Source organism: Sphingomonas mangrovi (assembly GCF_047975845.1).
Taxonomy (GTDB): domain Bacteria; phylum Pseudomonadota; class Alphaproteobacteria; order Sphingomonadales; family Sphingomonadaceae; genus Sphingomonas.
In genome coordinates, this window is sequence record NZ_JBIUCZ010000001.1 from 57,338 (window position 1) to 72,359 (window position 15,022).

Annotated in this window: 10 protein-coding genes; 5 read left to right on the plus strand and 5 right to left on the minus strand. The window is 70.4% G+C overall.

Going from position 1 to position 15,022, the window contains the following annotated elements; translation table 11 throughout:
* Positions 1-46 precede the first annotated feature (46 nt).
* Positions 47-2,449 carry a GH92 family glycosyl hydrolase gene (locus tag ACBY01_RS00310; RefSeq protein WP_416458745.1) on the minus strand — a complete coding sequence of 801 codons (2,403 nt, stop codon included), beginning with the start codon at positions 2,447-2,449 and terminating at the stop codon, positions 47-49.
* 193 nt (positions 2,450-2,642) lie between these two features.
* On the opposite strand from ACBY01_RS00310, the gene ACBY01_RS00315 reads away from it, so the two are divergent.
* From ACBY01_RS00315 to ACBY01_RS00335, 5 genes are all read left to right on the plus strand, one after another.
* Positions 2,643-3,983 (plus strand): dicarboxylate/amino acid:cation symporter, encoded by a 1,341-nt coding sequence (locus ACBY01_RS00315; RefSeq protein WP_416458746.1) that lies wholly within the window; start codon positions 2,643-2,645, stop codon positions 3,981-3,983.
* 132 nt (positions 3,984-4,115) lie between these two features.
* On the plus strand, positions 4,116-4,781 hold the full coding sequence (locus ACBY01_RS00320) for an RBBP9/YdeN family alpha/beta hydrolase (RefSeq protein ID WP_416458747.1): 666 nt from the start codon (positions 4,116-4,118) through the stop codon (positions 4,779-4,781).
* Positions 4,778-5,851: a DUF3182 family protein gene (locus ACBY01_RS00325; protein ID WP_416458748.1), complete on the plus strand. Its 1,074-nt coding sequence runs from the start codon at positions 4,778-4,780 to the stop codon at positions 5,849-5,851. The genes ACBY01_RS00320 and ACBY01_RS00325 overlap by 4 nt, the downstream gene beginning before the upstream one ends.
* Positions 5,848-6,630, plus strand: a complete 783-nt coding sequence (locus tag ACBY01_RS00330) for an alpha/beta hydrolase family protein (RefSeq protein WP_416458749.1) — start codon at positions 5,848-5,850, stop codon at positions 6,628-6,630. Before ACBY01_RS00325 ends, ACBY01_RS00330 begins: the two co-directional genes overlap by 4 nt.
* The gene (locus ACBY01_RS00335) at positions 6,627-7,214 is read left to right on the plus strand and encodes an alpha/beta hydrolase (RefSeq protein WP_416458750.1); all 588 of its coding nucleotides are present in this window, start codon (positions 6,627-6,629) and stop codon (positions 7,212-7,214) included. Before ACBY01_RS00330 ends, ACBY01_RS00335 begins: the two co-directional genes overlap by 4 nt.
* A gap of 14 nt (positions 7,215-7,228) precedes the next feature.
* Here ACBY01_RS00335 and ACBY01_RS00340 read toward each other — a convergent pair whose 3' ends face one another.
* From ACBY01_RS00340 to ACBY01_RS00355, 4 genes are all read right to left on the minus strand, one after another.
* Positions 7,229-12,229 carry a DUF11 domain-containing protein gene (locus ACBY01_RS00340; RefSeq protein WP_416458751.1) on the minus strand — a complete coding sequence of 1,667 codons (5,001 nt, stop codon included), beginning with the start codon at positions 12,227-12,229 and terminating at the stop codon, positions 7,229-7,231.
* A gap of 64 nt (positions 12,230-12,293) precedes the next feature.
* The gene (locus tag ACBY01_RS00345) at positions 12,294-13,427 is read right to left on the minus strand and encodes a DUF11 domain-containing protein (protein ID WP_416458752.1); all 1,134 of its coding nucleotides are present in this window, start codon (positions 13,425-13,427) and stop codon (positions 12,294-12,296) included.
* Positions 13,428-13,450: 23 nt separating this feature from the next.
* Positions 13,451-13,921: a hypothetical protein gene (locus ACBY01_RS00350; protein WP_416458753.1), complete on the minus strand. Its 471-nt coding sequence runs from the start codon at positions 13,919-13,921 to the stop codon at positions 13,451-13,453.
* 11 nt (positions 13,922-13,932) lie between these two features.
* On the minus strand, positions 13,933-14,859 hold the full coding sequence (locus tag ACBY01_RS00355; protein WP_416458754.1) for a hypothetical protein: 927 nt from the start codon (positions 14,857-14,859) through the stop codon (positions 13,933-13,935).
* Positions 14,860-15,022: the final 163 nt, after the last annotated feature.

Here is a 15,022-nt window from a genome sequence, read left to right on the forward strand (position 1 = left end):
CGAAAAGATTAAGAACTGGAAATAGCTGGTGCTTTTCCTTCCCGGCTCACCGCTTGGGTCCGAACGACGGCGGGACGGTGCGGCTGCCCCAGTCGCGATCGGGTGTCGTGCCGAGCGTGAAGTCGAGTGAACCGCCCTTCGCGACGAAGTCGGCCGGCAGCCAACTGCGGTCGCTGGCACGCCCGTCGACCCGCAGCGACTGCACATAGGGTGCGTCGGGCGCGGCGCTTTGCCCGCGGATTTCGATGCGGGTGCCGTCCGGCCGCGTGATGGTCGCGGCGGGGAACAGCGGGCTGCCGACCACCAGCTCGGCGCGGCCTGGATAGACCGGATATACGCCGAGTGCCGACCATACGTACCAGGACGACATCTGCCCCAGATCGTCGTTGCCCGAGATGCCGTCGGGGCGGTTGGTCCAGATCTGTCGCATCGCCGCGCGCACCGCTGCCTGCGTCTTCCACGGCTGACCCACGAAATTGTAGAGCCAGGGCGTAGCGATCGACGGCTCGTTGTCGAGTTCGGCGTGGAGCGGTCCCGATTTGGTCACCGCCCATGCGCCGTCCGGCGTCTGGAAGAAGGCGTCGAGGCGGCGGGTCGCCGCATCGCGTCCGCCGAGGGCCCGGATCAGCCCCGCCGGGTCGAACGGCACCATCCACAGATATTGCGCGCCGCTGCCCTCGACGAACTCGTCGAACGAGGCGGGATCGAACGTCGGCCAGCTGCCGTCGGCGTTGCGCGGCTGGATATAGCCCCCCTCCGGCGTCGCCTTGGGATTGAACAGGTTGCGCCACCAGCCCGAGCGCTGGCGGAAGAGCCTTGCACCAGCGCGATCGCCCGCGGCGGTGGCGAGCTCCGAAAGTCCGAAGTCGGCCGCGACCAGCTCCAGCGTGTCCGCCGCCGTGCCCCAGCCGGGCGCGCCGACCGGCATATACTGGTGCTTCATCCAGGCATCGAGGCCGGGGCGCTGGCCGACGCACAGCACCGGACAGCCGGTGCGACTGAGATCCTTGGCTGTCGGCACGGTCGCAGCGCGCTTGAGCGACGCATAGGCGCGCTGGAGATCGAACGATCGCCCGCCGAACGCATGGATCGCGGCAAGCGACGGCGGCGAGGGATCGCCGTTCATCACCCCGGTCGCGCCGGTCAGGTGGGTCCAGCGATCCCAGACCCCGCCGTTCTGGTCGGCCTGGTTGAGCAGCGACTGGGCGATGTCCGACCCGCGCTGCGGATCGAGCAGCGTGACCAGCTGGAGCTGCGAGCGATAGACGTCCCAGCCGGAGTAGTTGGCATATTGCGCCTGCTGGCCCTTTGACAGCGCATGCACGTCGCCGTCGAAGCCGCGGTAGCGCCCGTCGGCGTCGCTGTAGAGGTTGGGTTCGAGCAGCGAGTGATAGAGCGCGGTGTAGAAGACGGTGCGGTCGTCGGGGCTGCCGCCGGTGATGCGCACCTGGCCGAGCGTGCGGTTCCACGCCGCGCGGGTCGCCGCCTGCGTCGCCTCCAGCGTGGTCCCTGCCGGGCTCTCGCGCTGCAGATTGGCGCGCGCGCCGGCCTCGTCGACGTAGGAGATGCCGACGCGAACGTTCACGGTGGGGCTGCGTTCGGGATCGAAGGCGATCCAGCCGCCCGCGCCCTTGCCGGCGGCGGGGTGGCCGCGGGTGCCGTAGCCGGTGCCGCCGGAGCCGGTGGCGGCGCCCTTCTGCACCGCCTCGTCGCGCCAGGTCCCGCCGGTCTCAAAGGGCTGGTCGAACACGGCGACGAAGTGGAGCGTGTAATAGCTCTCGCGCCGATCCTCGGCGAGGTATCCGCAGAAATTGCCGCTGGTCACCGATCCGCTGACGGTGCGGCTCGCCGGGTCGATGCGGATATCGGACGCGGTGCTGCCGACCTCGCTATCCGACGTGCGGAACAGCAGGTTGGCGGGCTTGCCTGCGGGGAACGCGAAGCGCCCGACCGCGGTGCGGTCGCTTGCGCCCAGGTCGACGGCGACGCCGTTGTCGAGCGTGACCGAATAGGCGCCGGGGCTCGCCCGCTCGCGATCGTGCGAGAGGATGCTCGAATAGAGCATGCCGGCGTCGACCGAGGCGGGGGAGGTCTCGACGGGCACCGTCACCGGCATAATCGGGATGTCGCCGCTCGCGCCGGTGCAGCCGGTGCCGGAGATGTGGGTGAGGCTGAACCCGCGGACGCCATTGGCGCGCCATTCGTAGCCGCCCGGCGCGGCGATCGGGAAGCGCTTGCCCGGGAGTGCCGTCTGCTCGGGGCTGAACGCGACCATCCCGAACGGCATGGTGGCGCCCGGATAGACGTTGCCGCCGTTGGTGGTGCCGATGAACGGGTTGACCTCGGCCGCCGGATCCGAGGGGGAGGGGGCCGGCTGCTCGGTAGGTGCGGGTGCGGTCTGCCCCATCAGCATCAGGGCGGAGGCGGCAAGAAGCAGGGACCGGCGCACGAGCATTTCTCCCGGGGAGGGGGCCGCCGCGGGGGCGACCGGAGGCGGCGGCATTGGAACGGCTCCGGCGGCGAATGTCCACCCCACGGGGGCGGCCGCGTGCCGGAGGGCGCAATCCCGACCCGGCTTCAACTTGGCAGGCCTAGAGAAAAGCTATGTTGGGGACGGCCGTGCCGCGCCCCAGATCGGCGCGATGGTAGAGACATCGACACGCGGCGGGGTTCGCCGCTGGCCTTCGTTCGGCGTGCAGGTTCTGGTCGGCATGATCGTCGGGGTGCTGCTCGGGCTGGTCGCACGCACGCTTCCGGGCGGCGAGGCCAACTGGCTGGCGCAGGCGCTCCACACGATCGGACAGAGCTTCGTCCAGCTGCTCAAGGCGCTGGTGCCGCCGCTGGTGTTCACCGCGATCGTCGGGTCGATCGCGGCTTTGCGCGAGCTGCGCAACGCCGCGCGGCTGGTGGCGGACACGCTCGCCTGGTTCGCGATCACCGCCCTCATCGCGGTCTCGATCGGCATCGTGCTCGGTGTCGTGATCCAGCCGGGGCTGCACGCCGGCGTCGATCGCGCCGCCGCGGCGCTGCCGACCACGACCGGAAGCTGGGCGGATTTCCTCAAAGGGCTGATCCCGGCCAACTTCCTCGGCCTCACCGCCAGCACCAGCCAGGCCGACGCGCGGCTGTCGACGACATTGTCGTTCAACGTGCTGCAGATCATTGTCGCGGCCATCGCCGTCGGTGCCGCTGCGGTCCGGATCGGCGCTGCGGGCGAGCCGTTCCTGGCGTTCAACGCCTCCGCGCTGCAGATCTTCCGCCGGCTGCTGCGTTGGGTGATCGCGCTGACGCCGATCGGCACCGCCGCGCTGATCGGCGATGCGGCGGTCCGCTACGGCTGGACCACGCTGTCGAGCCTCGGCGCCTTTGCTGGGGCGATTTACCTCGGGCTCGCGCTGGTGCTGCTGGTGGTCTACCCGCTGCTGCTGGCGGCGCACGGGCTGAGCCCGTTGCGCTTCTTCGCCTCGGCGTGGCCGGCGATCCAGCTCGGCTTCGTGTCGCGCTCGTCTGTGGGGACGCTGCCGCTGACCGAGGAAGTCACCGAGCAGGCGCTGGGGGTGCCGCGCGCCTACACCTCGTTCGCGGTGCCGCTCGCCGCCACCACCAAGATGGACGGCTGCGCGGCGATCTATCCGGCGATCTCGGCGATCTTCGTGGCGCAGTTCTTCGGCGTGCCGCTGCACTTCTCCGACTATGTGCTGATCGTGTTCGTATCGGTGCTGGGATCGGCGGCGACGGCGGGGATGACCGGCGCGACCGTCATGCTGACGCTGACGCTGTCGACGCTGGGCCTGCCGCTCGACGGCGTCGGGCTACTGCTCGCGATCGACCCGATCCTCGACATGGGTCGTACCGCCGTCAACGTCGCGGGACAGGCGCTGGTGCCGACGATCGTCGCCAAGCGGGCCGGGCTGCTCGATCTCGCCCGCTACCGCAGCGGCGGCGCAGACGGCGAGGTGCCTGCCGGCGCAGTCGCCGCCTGAGGCGCCGTTTCACTGGCCGCACCGCTGCCCCGTCCGGACGCAGCGTAATTGCCGAGCGAGATAGTAGGATTATGTTCAAGTCCGCTGGGGAGGCGTGATAGTCGAAGGTTTCTCGGGGGAAGGAGAAGCGTGATGGCAAGTTCCTCTTCGAACGACGCGATGGTCCCGACGGTGCTTACCGTGCCCGGCCTCAACGGCTCCGGGCCGGCGCACTGGCAGACGCTGTGGGAGCAGACCCGCCCGGACACGACCCGCGTCGATCTCTGCATGTGGCACACTCCGCACCGCAACAGCTGGGTCACGAAACTCGACCAGGCGATCCGCCGGGCGCAGGCGCCGGTGGTGCTCGTCGCCCACAGCCTGGGCTGCGTCGCCGTCGCCTGGTGGGCGGCGCTGTCGCCGCAGCTGCCGGACGGGCCGGTGATCGGGGCATTGCTCGTCGCGCCTGCCGATGTCGACCGCAGCGACGCGCCTGCCGAGATCAAGGGCTTCGCGCCCATGCCGCGGCTGCGGCTGCCGTTTCCCTCGCTGGTGGTCGCCTCGACCGACGACCCGTGGATGCGCCACGACCGGGCACGCAGCCTCGCGGCCGATTGGGGTAGCCATTTCGTCGATGCGGGTGCCCGCGGGCATCTCAACGCCGACAGCGGGCTCGGCGCGTGGCGTGAGGGGCAGGAACTCCTCGACCGGGTGCTGCTGGCGGGGTTCGACGCGGCGCCGCGTGGCGATACTCGCAGCCTGGTGGCGCGCGAGGCACGGCGCTGGTCGGGCGAAGCCGCGGCCGGGCGTACTGCATGACGGCGGCGCGCGACGTTCTGCTTCGCGCCGACACGGCGGGAAACGTCCATGATCGTGCCTCGTTGCGCTTCGTCGGACGTCAGATCGCGGCGCTGCTCGGCGGACGGCTGATCGAAGATCTGCCCGCATCGGCGCCGGCGGGCGCCTATTGGCTGCCGGTCGGGACGCTCTCGGCGGCCGAAGCCGACGCCTTCGGCATCGTCTCCGAGCGGGATTTCTTCGGCGGCGCCGTCCCGTACGATTTCGTCGCGACCAAGGCCGTGTCGCACCCGCTCGTCTCTTCGACTGCCTGCGCGCCAGAGGGATGGTCGCGCGAGACGGAGATCGGCCGCTGGGTGCTGGATGGCTTCACCGCCTTCTCGCTCGACGATGCGCGCGCCGCCGGCGAGGCGCTGCTCGCCAACGGGCCGGTGCGGCTGAAGCAGGTCGGGGCGAGCGCCGGCGTCGGCCAAGTTGCCGCCTCCGATCGTGCGACGCTCGCGCAGTTGCTCGCCGAGCAGGACCCCGCGACGGTCGTACGAGAAGGACTGGTGATCGAGGAGAATCTGCTCGATCCCGTGACCTATTCGGTCGGCTGGAGCCGGATCGGCGGCGAGACGATCGCCTATTGGGGCACGCAGCAGGAGACGCGGCGGCCGCAGGGCGACGCGGTCTACGGCGGGTCGGAGCTTCATGCGGTGCGGGGCGACCCCGACGCGCTGCTTGCCGAGGACCTGCCCACCGATGTGGTCGAGGCAGTACGGCTGGCGATCGGCTTCGACGATGCGGTGTCGGCTGCCTATCCAGGCATCCTCGCGTCGCGGCGCAACTACGACGTTCTCGTCGGGCAAGGTGCCGGTGGCAGCCGGCGGATGGGCGTTCTGGAACAGTCGTGGCGGGCCGGCGGCGCCAGCCCGGCGGAACTGCTGGCCTTCCGCGCGTTTCGTTCGGAGCCGAAGCTGCGTTCGGTGCGCTGTGCCACGGTAGAGCGCCATGCGCTCGTCGACGTGCCCGCCGATGCGGAGGCGATCTTCCACGGCGTCGATCCGGTGGTTGGCGCGATGACGAAATATGCGATGCTGGTGCGATGAGCGACGGAAGTGTGACCCTGCCGGCCGAAGGCCGCCCCCTCGACGGCACGCTGCTGCGGCCCGACAAGCTCGTCCCGGGCGTGCTGTTCGTCCACGGCTGGGGCGGCTCGCAGGAGCAGGACCTCGCCCGCGCCGAGGAGATCGCGCAGCTCGGCTGTCTGTGCTTCACCTTCAACCTGCGCGGGCATGCGAAGACGGAGCCGCAGCGCGACCAGGTCACCCGCGAGGACGGGCTGGAGGACGTGCTCGCCGCCTATGACTTCCTCGCCGGACAGGAGTCGGTCGATCCGTCGGCGATCATGGTGGTGGGGACCAGCTACGGCGGCTATCTCTCGACGCTGCTGACGACGCTCAGGCCGGTCAGTTGGCTCGCGCTGCGCGTGCCGGCGCTCTATCCGGACGCGCATTGGGACGTCCCCAAGGCCAAGCTCGATAAGGCGGAGGTGTTCGCCTACCGCAGCCATTTCCGAGGGCCCACGGGTGATCGCGCGCTCACCGCCTGCGAACAGTTCCGGGGCGACGTGCTGCTCGTCGAGTCCGAGTTCGACGAGCATGTCCCGCACCCCGCGATCGCCTCGTTCGTGGGCGCGTTCCGCCATGCCAATTCGCTGAGCTACCGCGTGGTGCACGGTGCCGATCACGCGATGCGCGCGCCCGAGTGCCGGCAGCGCTACAACCGCATCCTGATCCGCTGGATCGAGGAGATGATCCGCGGCGCGCGTCGATCCGACGCGGCGCCGCCACGCAGCTTCGTGGCAAGCAAGGGAGAGGGCCTATGACCAGCCTGGCGGCATGGCGCGACGATCTGTCCGTCATTACGCTGTCCGATCCGCAGGACGAAGCCCCCGCATGGCGCAAGCTCGGCTGGCCTGCGGAAGGGGCGCGGCACCTGACCGGCGGCTCGGCCACGCGTTCCGACCGGGCGCGGCTGGCGGCGAAGCTCGATGCGGCGGTGACCGGCTCCGACCGGTCGGTGCTGCTGATCGCGAGCGGGCTGAGCTGCTTCGCGGTCGGATGGTGGGCGAAGCTGTCGCCCAGCGACTATGCCAGGCGCGTCGCCGGCGCGCTGCTGATCGCACCCGCCGACGCGCGCGCCGACCTGCGCGCGCGCTTCGCCGCGCCGCGGATCGCGATGCCGTTCTCGTCGTTGGTGATCGACGCCGCGCCGCACGATCGCGACGAGGAGTTGCAGCGCATCGCCGCCGACTGGGGCAGCGGCCTGATGCGGGCACGCGACCGCAGCGACGTGTCCGGCGGCTCGTGGCGGCAGGCGCAACGCCTGTTCCGGCGCTTCGCCGCTGCGGTGGTCGACCATGACGTCGCGCGGGCACGTGCCCTGCGCGGGCTTCCGCCCGCCCGCTAGACAGGGGGCGACGCTCAGCCGCGTCGGCCGAGCAGGGCGCGGCCGGCGCCGGCGATCGTGTCGCGGTCGAACTTCATCCGCAGCGTCACGAACGGGCCGGAGCGGGTGTAGCGGTCCGCCTCGAAATCCGGGTCGCGATAGCCGGTGACGTTGTAACCGACGGTCAGCCACAGATTGTCCGCCGGCGACACGCCGACCGTGGGACCGGCGCTGAACGCCACCACCTTGCGCTCCCACGCGTGCTGCACCGATCCCTGCAGCCCCAGGTCGACACGCGCGCTCAGGTCCTGGCGCAGTTCGAACCCGACGACGTCGATGAAGCCGTCGTACACGTCGTCGGCGAAACGGCCGCGGACGTATTTGGCGCCATAGTAGAGCGTGCCTTCGAAACCATGGCCGCCGCCCTCGGCACCGCTGCGATAGTTGAGCGCGAGGTTGTTGAGGATCCGGCTGGTGGTCTGATCGCCGCCGCCATAGGCCGGCACGCCGATTACGTTGGTGTCGTCGAACCCGGCGTCGGCGCGGTCGTGGCGCAGCACCAGCCGCTCCAGCAGCGACCAGGGGCTGTCGAGCGGCCGCAGCGCCAGTGCGAGATCGGCGGAGGCCGAAGCGGCGACCGCGCCGCTGCGATCGCGCAGCAGATAGGCCTTCACGCTCGACGCCAGCGTGCGTCCTTCGCCCAGCGTGCGCAGCAGGTTGCTGGTCACGCCCCAGCGGTCGTTCGCCTCGCCGTCGCGATATTCCAGCCGCCCGTTCCACGACCAGCGCTCGGCCCGATAGGTCGCCGCAAGCGTCGCGGCGACATAGCTGCCGTTGGGATCGTCCCGCCCCGCCGACCCTACGGCGCTTCCGCCCGCGGTCGTCTGGAACGGCGTGATCCGCGCCCCCGGGTCGATCTTCCCGCGCAGCGTGCTGCTCGCGTCGAGCGTGCCGTCGAGCGTCCAGCGCTTGCCGACCGGCAGCGACTGGCTGAGGCCGTATTGCGCGAAGGTGCGCTGGCCGTTCTCGCCCACCGCCTGCTGGTTGAGGGTGCTCATCAGCTTGGCGCCCGTCCAGGGGGCGAGATCGAAGCCCAGCCGCGCGGTCTGCGCGGTATAGGTGTCGCCGTCGGCGATCTCGTAGCCGCCGAGCAGCCGGACGTCCTTGGTCAGGCGATAGGCGGCGGTGAGCTGGTGGCGGACGGGGAAGTCGGTGCTGCCCTTGTCGCCGCCGGGCGCGAACTGGGTCTGGCCGGTCAGCACCAGCTTGTCGTCGAACAACGCCTGGCTGCCGCCGACGGTGAGCAGGCGCGAATCCCGGTCGCGACCGTCGATGCCGCGGTCGGCGGCGAACTGCCCGCCGACGAACACCGTGCCGGTGTCGCGGCGATATTCCAGCCGCGCCTCTCCGGCGATGCGGCTGCCGGGGGTCTCCAGCTGAGTCTGGTGCCAGCCGGTCGCGGTGAGCGACAGCCGCTCGCTGAGCCGGAGCCGTCCGTCGAGGCCAAGCTTGCGCGTGCCCGCCTCGACCAGGTTCTGCTGGCCCACCCCGAAGCTCTGGTCCTGCTGGCGTGCGTAGCCGAGCAGGTCCAGCCCGCCGCCGTGGTGCTCCACCTCGGCCAGGAACGCCTGCCCGTCGCCCAGCCCACCGCGGCCGCCGGTCGCCGCCTCGGCGCGGATCTCGGTACGGCGGCCGGCGTGCGCCTTGATGTCGACGCCCAGGATGGTCGCGGCGCCGACGGTCTCGTCATGGATCGCGCTGGCGCCGACCTCGACGCGCTTATCGGCGAAGTGGGTCGCGACACGCGCCGCCGCCGACAGCTTGTCGTTGTGGCCGCCCTCGACCTCATAGTCGACGACGATGAAGATCGGATTGAGCGCGGCGTCGCGGCTGAGCACCGGCGAGCGGAAGCGTAGCGTGCCGCTGTCGACGTCGATGTCATAGTCGATGTGCCGCGTCATCGCTTGCGACGAGACGATCTTCTCGGATCGGAAGCGGTCGCGCACCTCGATCGTCAGCTTGTCGCTGTTGGGGACGATGTTGCGTCCCGACAGGCGGTAGGGGCCGGACAGGCCGTTCCCCTGGATCTCGTCGCGGGCATAGAGCGTGTCGCTGTAGGCCGCGAAGCCGGTCGCGCGCAGCCGCTCGCCCTCGTACGCCGCCTTCACGCCGTTGAGCGTCCGGTTGTAGCGGGTCAGCTGCGTCTCGGTGAACCCGCTCTCGAAATCGCCGAACAGGGCGTAGAACTCGCGGCGTTCGAGCCGGAGGTACAGCTTGCGGCTGGTCGGCGCGTCATACGCCTGCGCGCTGCCGTCGCCGTAGACCGTGTAATAGCGGTTCGGGTCGATCACGCTGAGCAGCCCGCGGTCCGGATCGTACCGGCGGTCGCTGTCATAGGCGAGGGTCAGCAGCCACGAACCCTTGATCCGGCCCTTGGCATAGACCGCGAGCTGCCCGTCGGTGACGAGCTGGTTGCGCTCGCCGCGGGGCAGGGCGGTGCCGTGACGGCGCAGCGTGTCGTAGCCGAGCGTCCCCGCGCCGAAGCCGACCACCGTCCAGTCCTTTTGCGAGGCGGCGAGCCAGGCGCGGATCTGCGACGTCTGGATGGTCTTGTCCTCGGTGAGCGTCACCGTCAGCTTGACGGCACCGGCCTGGGTGGTCGGCTGGAGCGCCAGGAACGCGATCCCCTCGTCGCCGACGACGCGACCCACCACCTTGGCGCGCTCGCGTCCGGCGAGCTGGCGCGCCTGCTGAAGGTCCGCCTCGACAGCCGCGACATAGGGCTGCTCGACTGCGAATGGCACCAGCGTGCCGGCACGCGCGGGCCTGCCGTCCTTGTCGGTGACGCGGACCGCGATCAGCGGCTGGGTCAGCCCGTCGGCGACCAGCCGGCTCTTGGCGGCATCGAACTCGGCACGGCGGGCGGCGCCGGCGAGGTGGACGACGCGCTCGAGCCGCCTGGCTTCCTTGCCGTCGGCATCGAGCACGCGCGCGACCAGCTGGTTGTCGCCGGGCACCAACGGGATGCCGCTCCAGCGCGAGATCGCGACGCCGTGGCGGCGGTCGGCATCGCTGCCGTCGAACGCCAGCGGCTCGCTGCGCTGGCCGTTGATCGTCAGCGCGACCTTCTGGCCGGGCAGATGCTTGACCACCACGCGGACGGCCGGCGCGCGCGGGTTGTGGTCGACCTGCGGGAACAGCCAGTCGATCCCCGGCGTCTGCCCGGCCAGCCAGTCGCGGTCTCCCGAGGCGGTGGCATCGTCGACGACGGCGATCGGCAGCGGCGCCTGCGCCTGCTTGGCGGCGCCGGTCGGGCGCAGCTGGAAATCGACGCGCTTGAGCAGACCGCCGCTCCCCTCGACGAAGCGCGAGATCGCGCTGCCGGCCTGGCGGGTGTCGGTGTCGCAGGCGACCGGCGCGTGAGTGGCCGGAACGCTCGCGCGATCCAGCTGGAGGACATGCCGGCCGGGGCGCACACCCTCGATGTGGTAGAGGCCGTCGCGGTCGGTGACGACGAAGGTCCCGTCCTCCAGCAGCAGGCGGATGCCGGGAATGCCCTTGCGCTTCGACAGCGGATCGCCGCACGCGCCCTCGGTCACCCGGCCGACGATCGTCATCGCGTCGGTGAACAGCAGCGACTTGATCCGCACGGAGGCGGCGGCCTCGTTGCTGACCGGGGCGCCGCGACCGGATGCGGTCGCCCGGTTCAACGCCTCTCCGGTCGGCGCACCCGGCGTGACGGAGACGACATAGGTGAGATCGGCCGACGCCCCCCCGGCGATCGCGGGAAGCGCGAAGGTGAGCGAGCGGCTGCTGCCGTCGATCGCGGGCTCGTCGCCGCCGCGGGTCGAGCCGCGTTCGTAGCGGAGGCCGACGGGCAGGATATCGTGCACCTCGACGCCGATCGCCGGCTGGGTCCCGCGGTTGGTCAGCCGCAGGCGATACTGGATGAAGTCGCCCGGGGACGCGTCGCGGACCGAGGCGACCTTGGTGAGCAGCAGCGACACGTCGCTCGGTCGGTCGAGTGGCACGTCGGCAAGGAAGTCCGCGTCGGCCGTGACGGTGAAGGTCTGGAGATAGCTCGCCTCGTTGATGACGAAGGCGCGGCCGCGCAGGTCGCGCAGCTTCATCAGGCTGTCGCGATCGACGGTGCTGGGCGCGGTGTAGCCCGCGGGCGGGGTGATGCGGAACGAATATTGTCCTGGGGCGGTCAGCGGGAAGCGGTAGCGACCGGGCTGGGCGTCGTAGACGCGCCCGCTCGAGTCGGTGACGTCCTGGCCCGAGATGATGGTGGAGGGATAGCGGCTGATCCCGTCGTCGCCGTACACCGCCGCCGGCTGTCCGCTCGCGTCGAGCAGGGTGATCTCGGCACCGTCGAGCAGCGCGCCAGTCGTGGAGTCGAAGATATAGCCGGACGGGTCGACCAGCATGTCGGCGGACGAGGCGTAGCTGTCGGCGTCCTCGGCAATGCTGAGATGCAGATGCTCGTTGCGCAGCAGCCGGATCTCGCACGGGTCCACCCGCGGCCCTTCGAGCTGCGGGGGAAAGCCACCCGCGAAGACGTTGGTGTCGGGGCCGGTCTCCATCAGCCGGACCTGCTCGTGCACGCTCGGCGTATCGACGTCGATCAGCACCGCGTCGCGCGCGCCGTGGTCCTTGTTGCTGCTGGTATCCTCCAGCACCATGATCACCGGCTGGCGGATGTCGAGCACCGCCATCGGCGGCGATCGCGCCAGGGTGTCCGCACTGATCGGAACCGACATTCCGACGAGCGTCGGCGATGTCTGACAGGAGACTCCCGACACGTCGTAGCCGACCGGTGGAATCCGGAAGCTCAAGCGCGTCGGCACCTTCACCCGGCTCACGTCGAGCGCAACCGTGTTCGACTGGATCGTGCGTTCCCCGCTTCCGGTCCCGAACGTCAGCGTCGCGGTGTTCGAGACGCGTGTCGTCTGCGCCTGTGCCGCGACGGCGAAGCCGCAGCACAGGACGAACAGAAGGGCGCAAAGCCGCGCAAGGGGCCGGAGGCTGGGCATGACGGGTCGCTCTCCGACGCGGTGGGGCGCCGGAAGCACGGGTTCCTGATGCTGTGAGGGAAGGTTACTTGACGGTGACTTGGAACGACGCCGCCAGCGACGTGCCGCCCAACAGCGTCGGGATCACCGCCGTCACGCGGTTGTTGTCGGCATCGAACGAGCCGCGATACGGATCGAGTTCGCCGGTATCGTTCGCGTCGTCGTCCTCGGCGATGCCGTCGACCAGGCACGCGCCGGCCGCGCCGATGCCACCGACCCGGATCGATCCGGGGACATAGGTGGTGTTGTCGGGGATGACGTCGGTCAAGGTGACGTTGGTCGCCGGGGTCAACAGCGTGGCGTTGGCGACCGTCAGGCAATATTCCACCACCGCACCGGGCAGCGCCTTCGGATTGAGCACGTTCACCCCGTCGGAGACGACCCGCGACGACTTGACCACGCTGAGGTTCACCGCACGGACGCCGATCTCGAACGCGGCATAGGCGCGACCCTCGCCGTTGCGGGCGATGTCGCCCAGCGCGACGCCGTCGGAGTCGTTGTCGGCGAAGACCACGTCGACCTCGTCGTCCTGGTTGATGATGTTGAGATCGGTCGGAAGCAGCCGGGTACCCTCCGAACCCGCGGTGGTCCCGTCGGCGACGATCGCGTGCAGCGAGACGAAGGCGAGATTGGCGTTGGGTTCGTTCGGTACGTCGCCGACGACGAAGACGATCGCCTGCCCGTTGGGGGCGAGCTGATCGATGTAGGTCTCCGTATCCTCGTCCGCCTCGTAGGTACCGTTGCCGTTGCCATCGACGAAGACGCGCAGTTGATCGACGTCGAAATCGTCAGTGCCCGGCAGGACGCCGAGCGACAGGTTCTGCTGGTCCGGATCGAGGTTGAAGTCCTGGATGCCGTTGGTCAGGTTCGTGACACGGAAAGCGGCGGCCACGTTCTTCTGCTCCAGGTTGACCTGGATGGTGGCGTCCTCAACCCGCTCGATGGTGAAGTCGACCTTGCGGTCGATCTTGAACGTCACCGCGTTCGAGCTGACGGTCTGCGCGGTGCCGTTGACGGTGTAGCTGGCCTGCGCGGTGTTGGTGATGGTGGTGCCCGCGGCGGTTCCGCGCGCGTTCAGGTCCTGCGCGTGGGCGGTGCCGGCAAAGGCGACCAGCGCCGCGCCACCGAGCAGGATCGGTCGCAAACGAGAGGCAATCATTTCAGGAACTCCAACGGAAGGGATCAGCGAACGACGGCCTGGAACGCGAACTCACCCGTCGAACCGGCCGTGATCGGGCTCGGCAGGCGCCAGCGGACGCTGGTGACATCGTCGGCGGTCGCCGGACGCGTGCCGCCCTCGGCGGTCTTCACGCGCAGCGCGGCGAGCGCCCCATAGGTCTTCCCGTCGACCGACAGTTCGGGGGCGGGAGAGTTCTGCTGCGGCCCGCGATAGGCCAGCGACGCGGGCAGCGGGTTCGCGAGCACCACGTCGGCAAGCGGCTGGCTGCCGGTGTTGCGATAGCGCAGCACGAAAACCACCGCGTCGCCGGGGACGATCCGGCTCGGCTTGACGAGCGTGATGCGCGTCGTCCCGTCGGCCGCGGCGGCGCGCTGCGCGCTCAACACCTGGGTATCGAGCGCCAGCGGGCCGGCCGCGACGGCGGGCATCGCAAGGGCAGCCGCGGCGGCGGCGATCAGGAAGCGGGTGATCATCGAAGCGAGCCTCATTGCAGGGTGACTTGGAACTGGACGGTGCGCAGAGCGCTCGCGGGCACGTCGCCCAGCAGCACGCGGATGGCGGTCCCGTCGGCGCTGCCGGCGTCGCCGTCCGCGGCGTCCGACAGTGCTGCGCCGTCGAGGCGAAGGCTGCCGGCGACGTAGCGGGTGCCCTCGGGCAGCGGATCGTCGATGCGGGCGGCCGTCGTCGCCGCGGGGAAGCGGGCAGCGAGGGTGTAGGTGACGACCGCATCGGGCTGGGGTGTGGTGCCGCCGTCCGGTCCGGCGACCGTCTGGGTCTTCACCAGAGTCGGCAGGTCGGCGGGCTCTGCGACGAGCGCGGCCTGGATGGTGGCGGCCGCGCCGGTGGTGCCGGTGACCGCGTCGCCGCCGCCGTCGCCGCCGCCTGCGAAAACCGTCCCGGCAGCGCCGGAGCCGGTCGCGGCGCGCGCGGTGACGGTCAGCGCCAGCTCGGCCGGTGCGGCATCGGTGCCGGTCAGCAGCACGAAGAGGCGAACCCCGGCGCCGGGGGGAAGCGCCGGGGTTCGCGCGCCGTCGAGCGGGCTATCGACCAGCGGGTCGTAGCGTCCGTCCGCGTCGCGATCGACCGCGATCGCCTGCACCGTGGCGGCATTCGCGGTCGGGACGGAGGCGTCGAGGAGGAAGGATTCCCCGCCGTTGCCGCCGTTGGTGAGGAGTACCGGCACGGCGGCCGTCTGGTTGGCCGCCGGGGCAGGGGGCGGTGCGCCTTCGAACGCCAGCGCGACGTCGAGCCGCTCGGCGACCACCAGCACATTCTCGTTCGATCGGGCGGTCGTCTCGCCGTCGCCGACCCGGAAGCTCGCCGAGGCGGTGTTGCGGATCGACGTGCCCGCCGCAGTCTGCGCGCGCGCCGACGGCGCCGGCAGCAGCGCCAGCGCAAGACCCGTAACCAAAAGCCAGCCGCGTGTCGCGACTGTCCTCGCATTCGGGTAGAAGATGGTGTTCGCGCGCCAAGTCGCGCGCCGCCCCGTTTCGTTCACGGGCCAGGCATATTGGCCCGAACTGCTAATCGTTTCTTACGAAACCGGAATGGCGCTCAGTAGGTGTAGGAGTTGT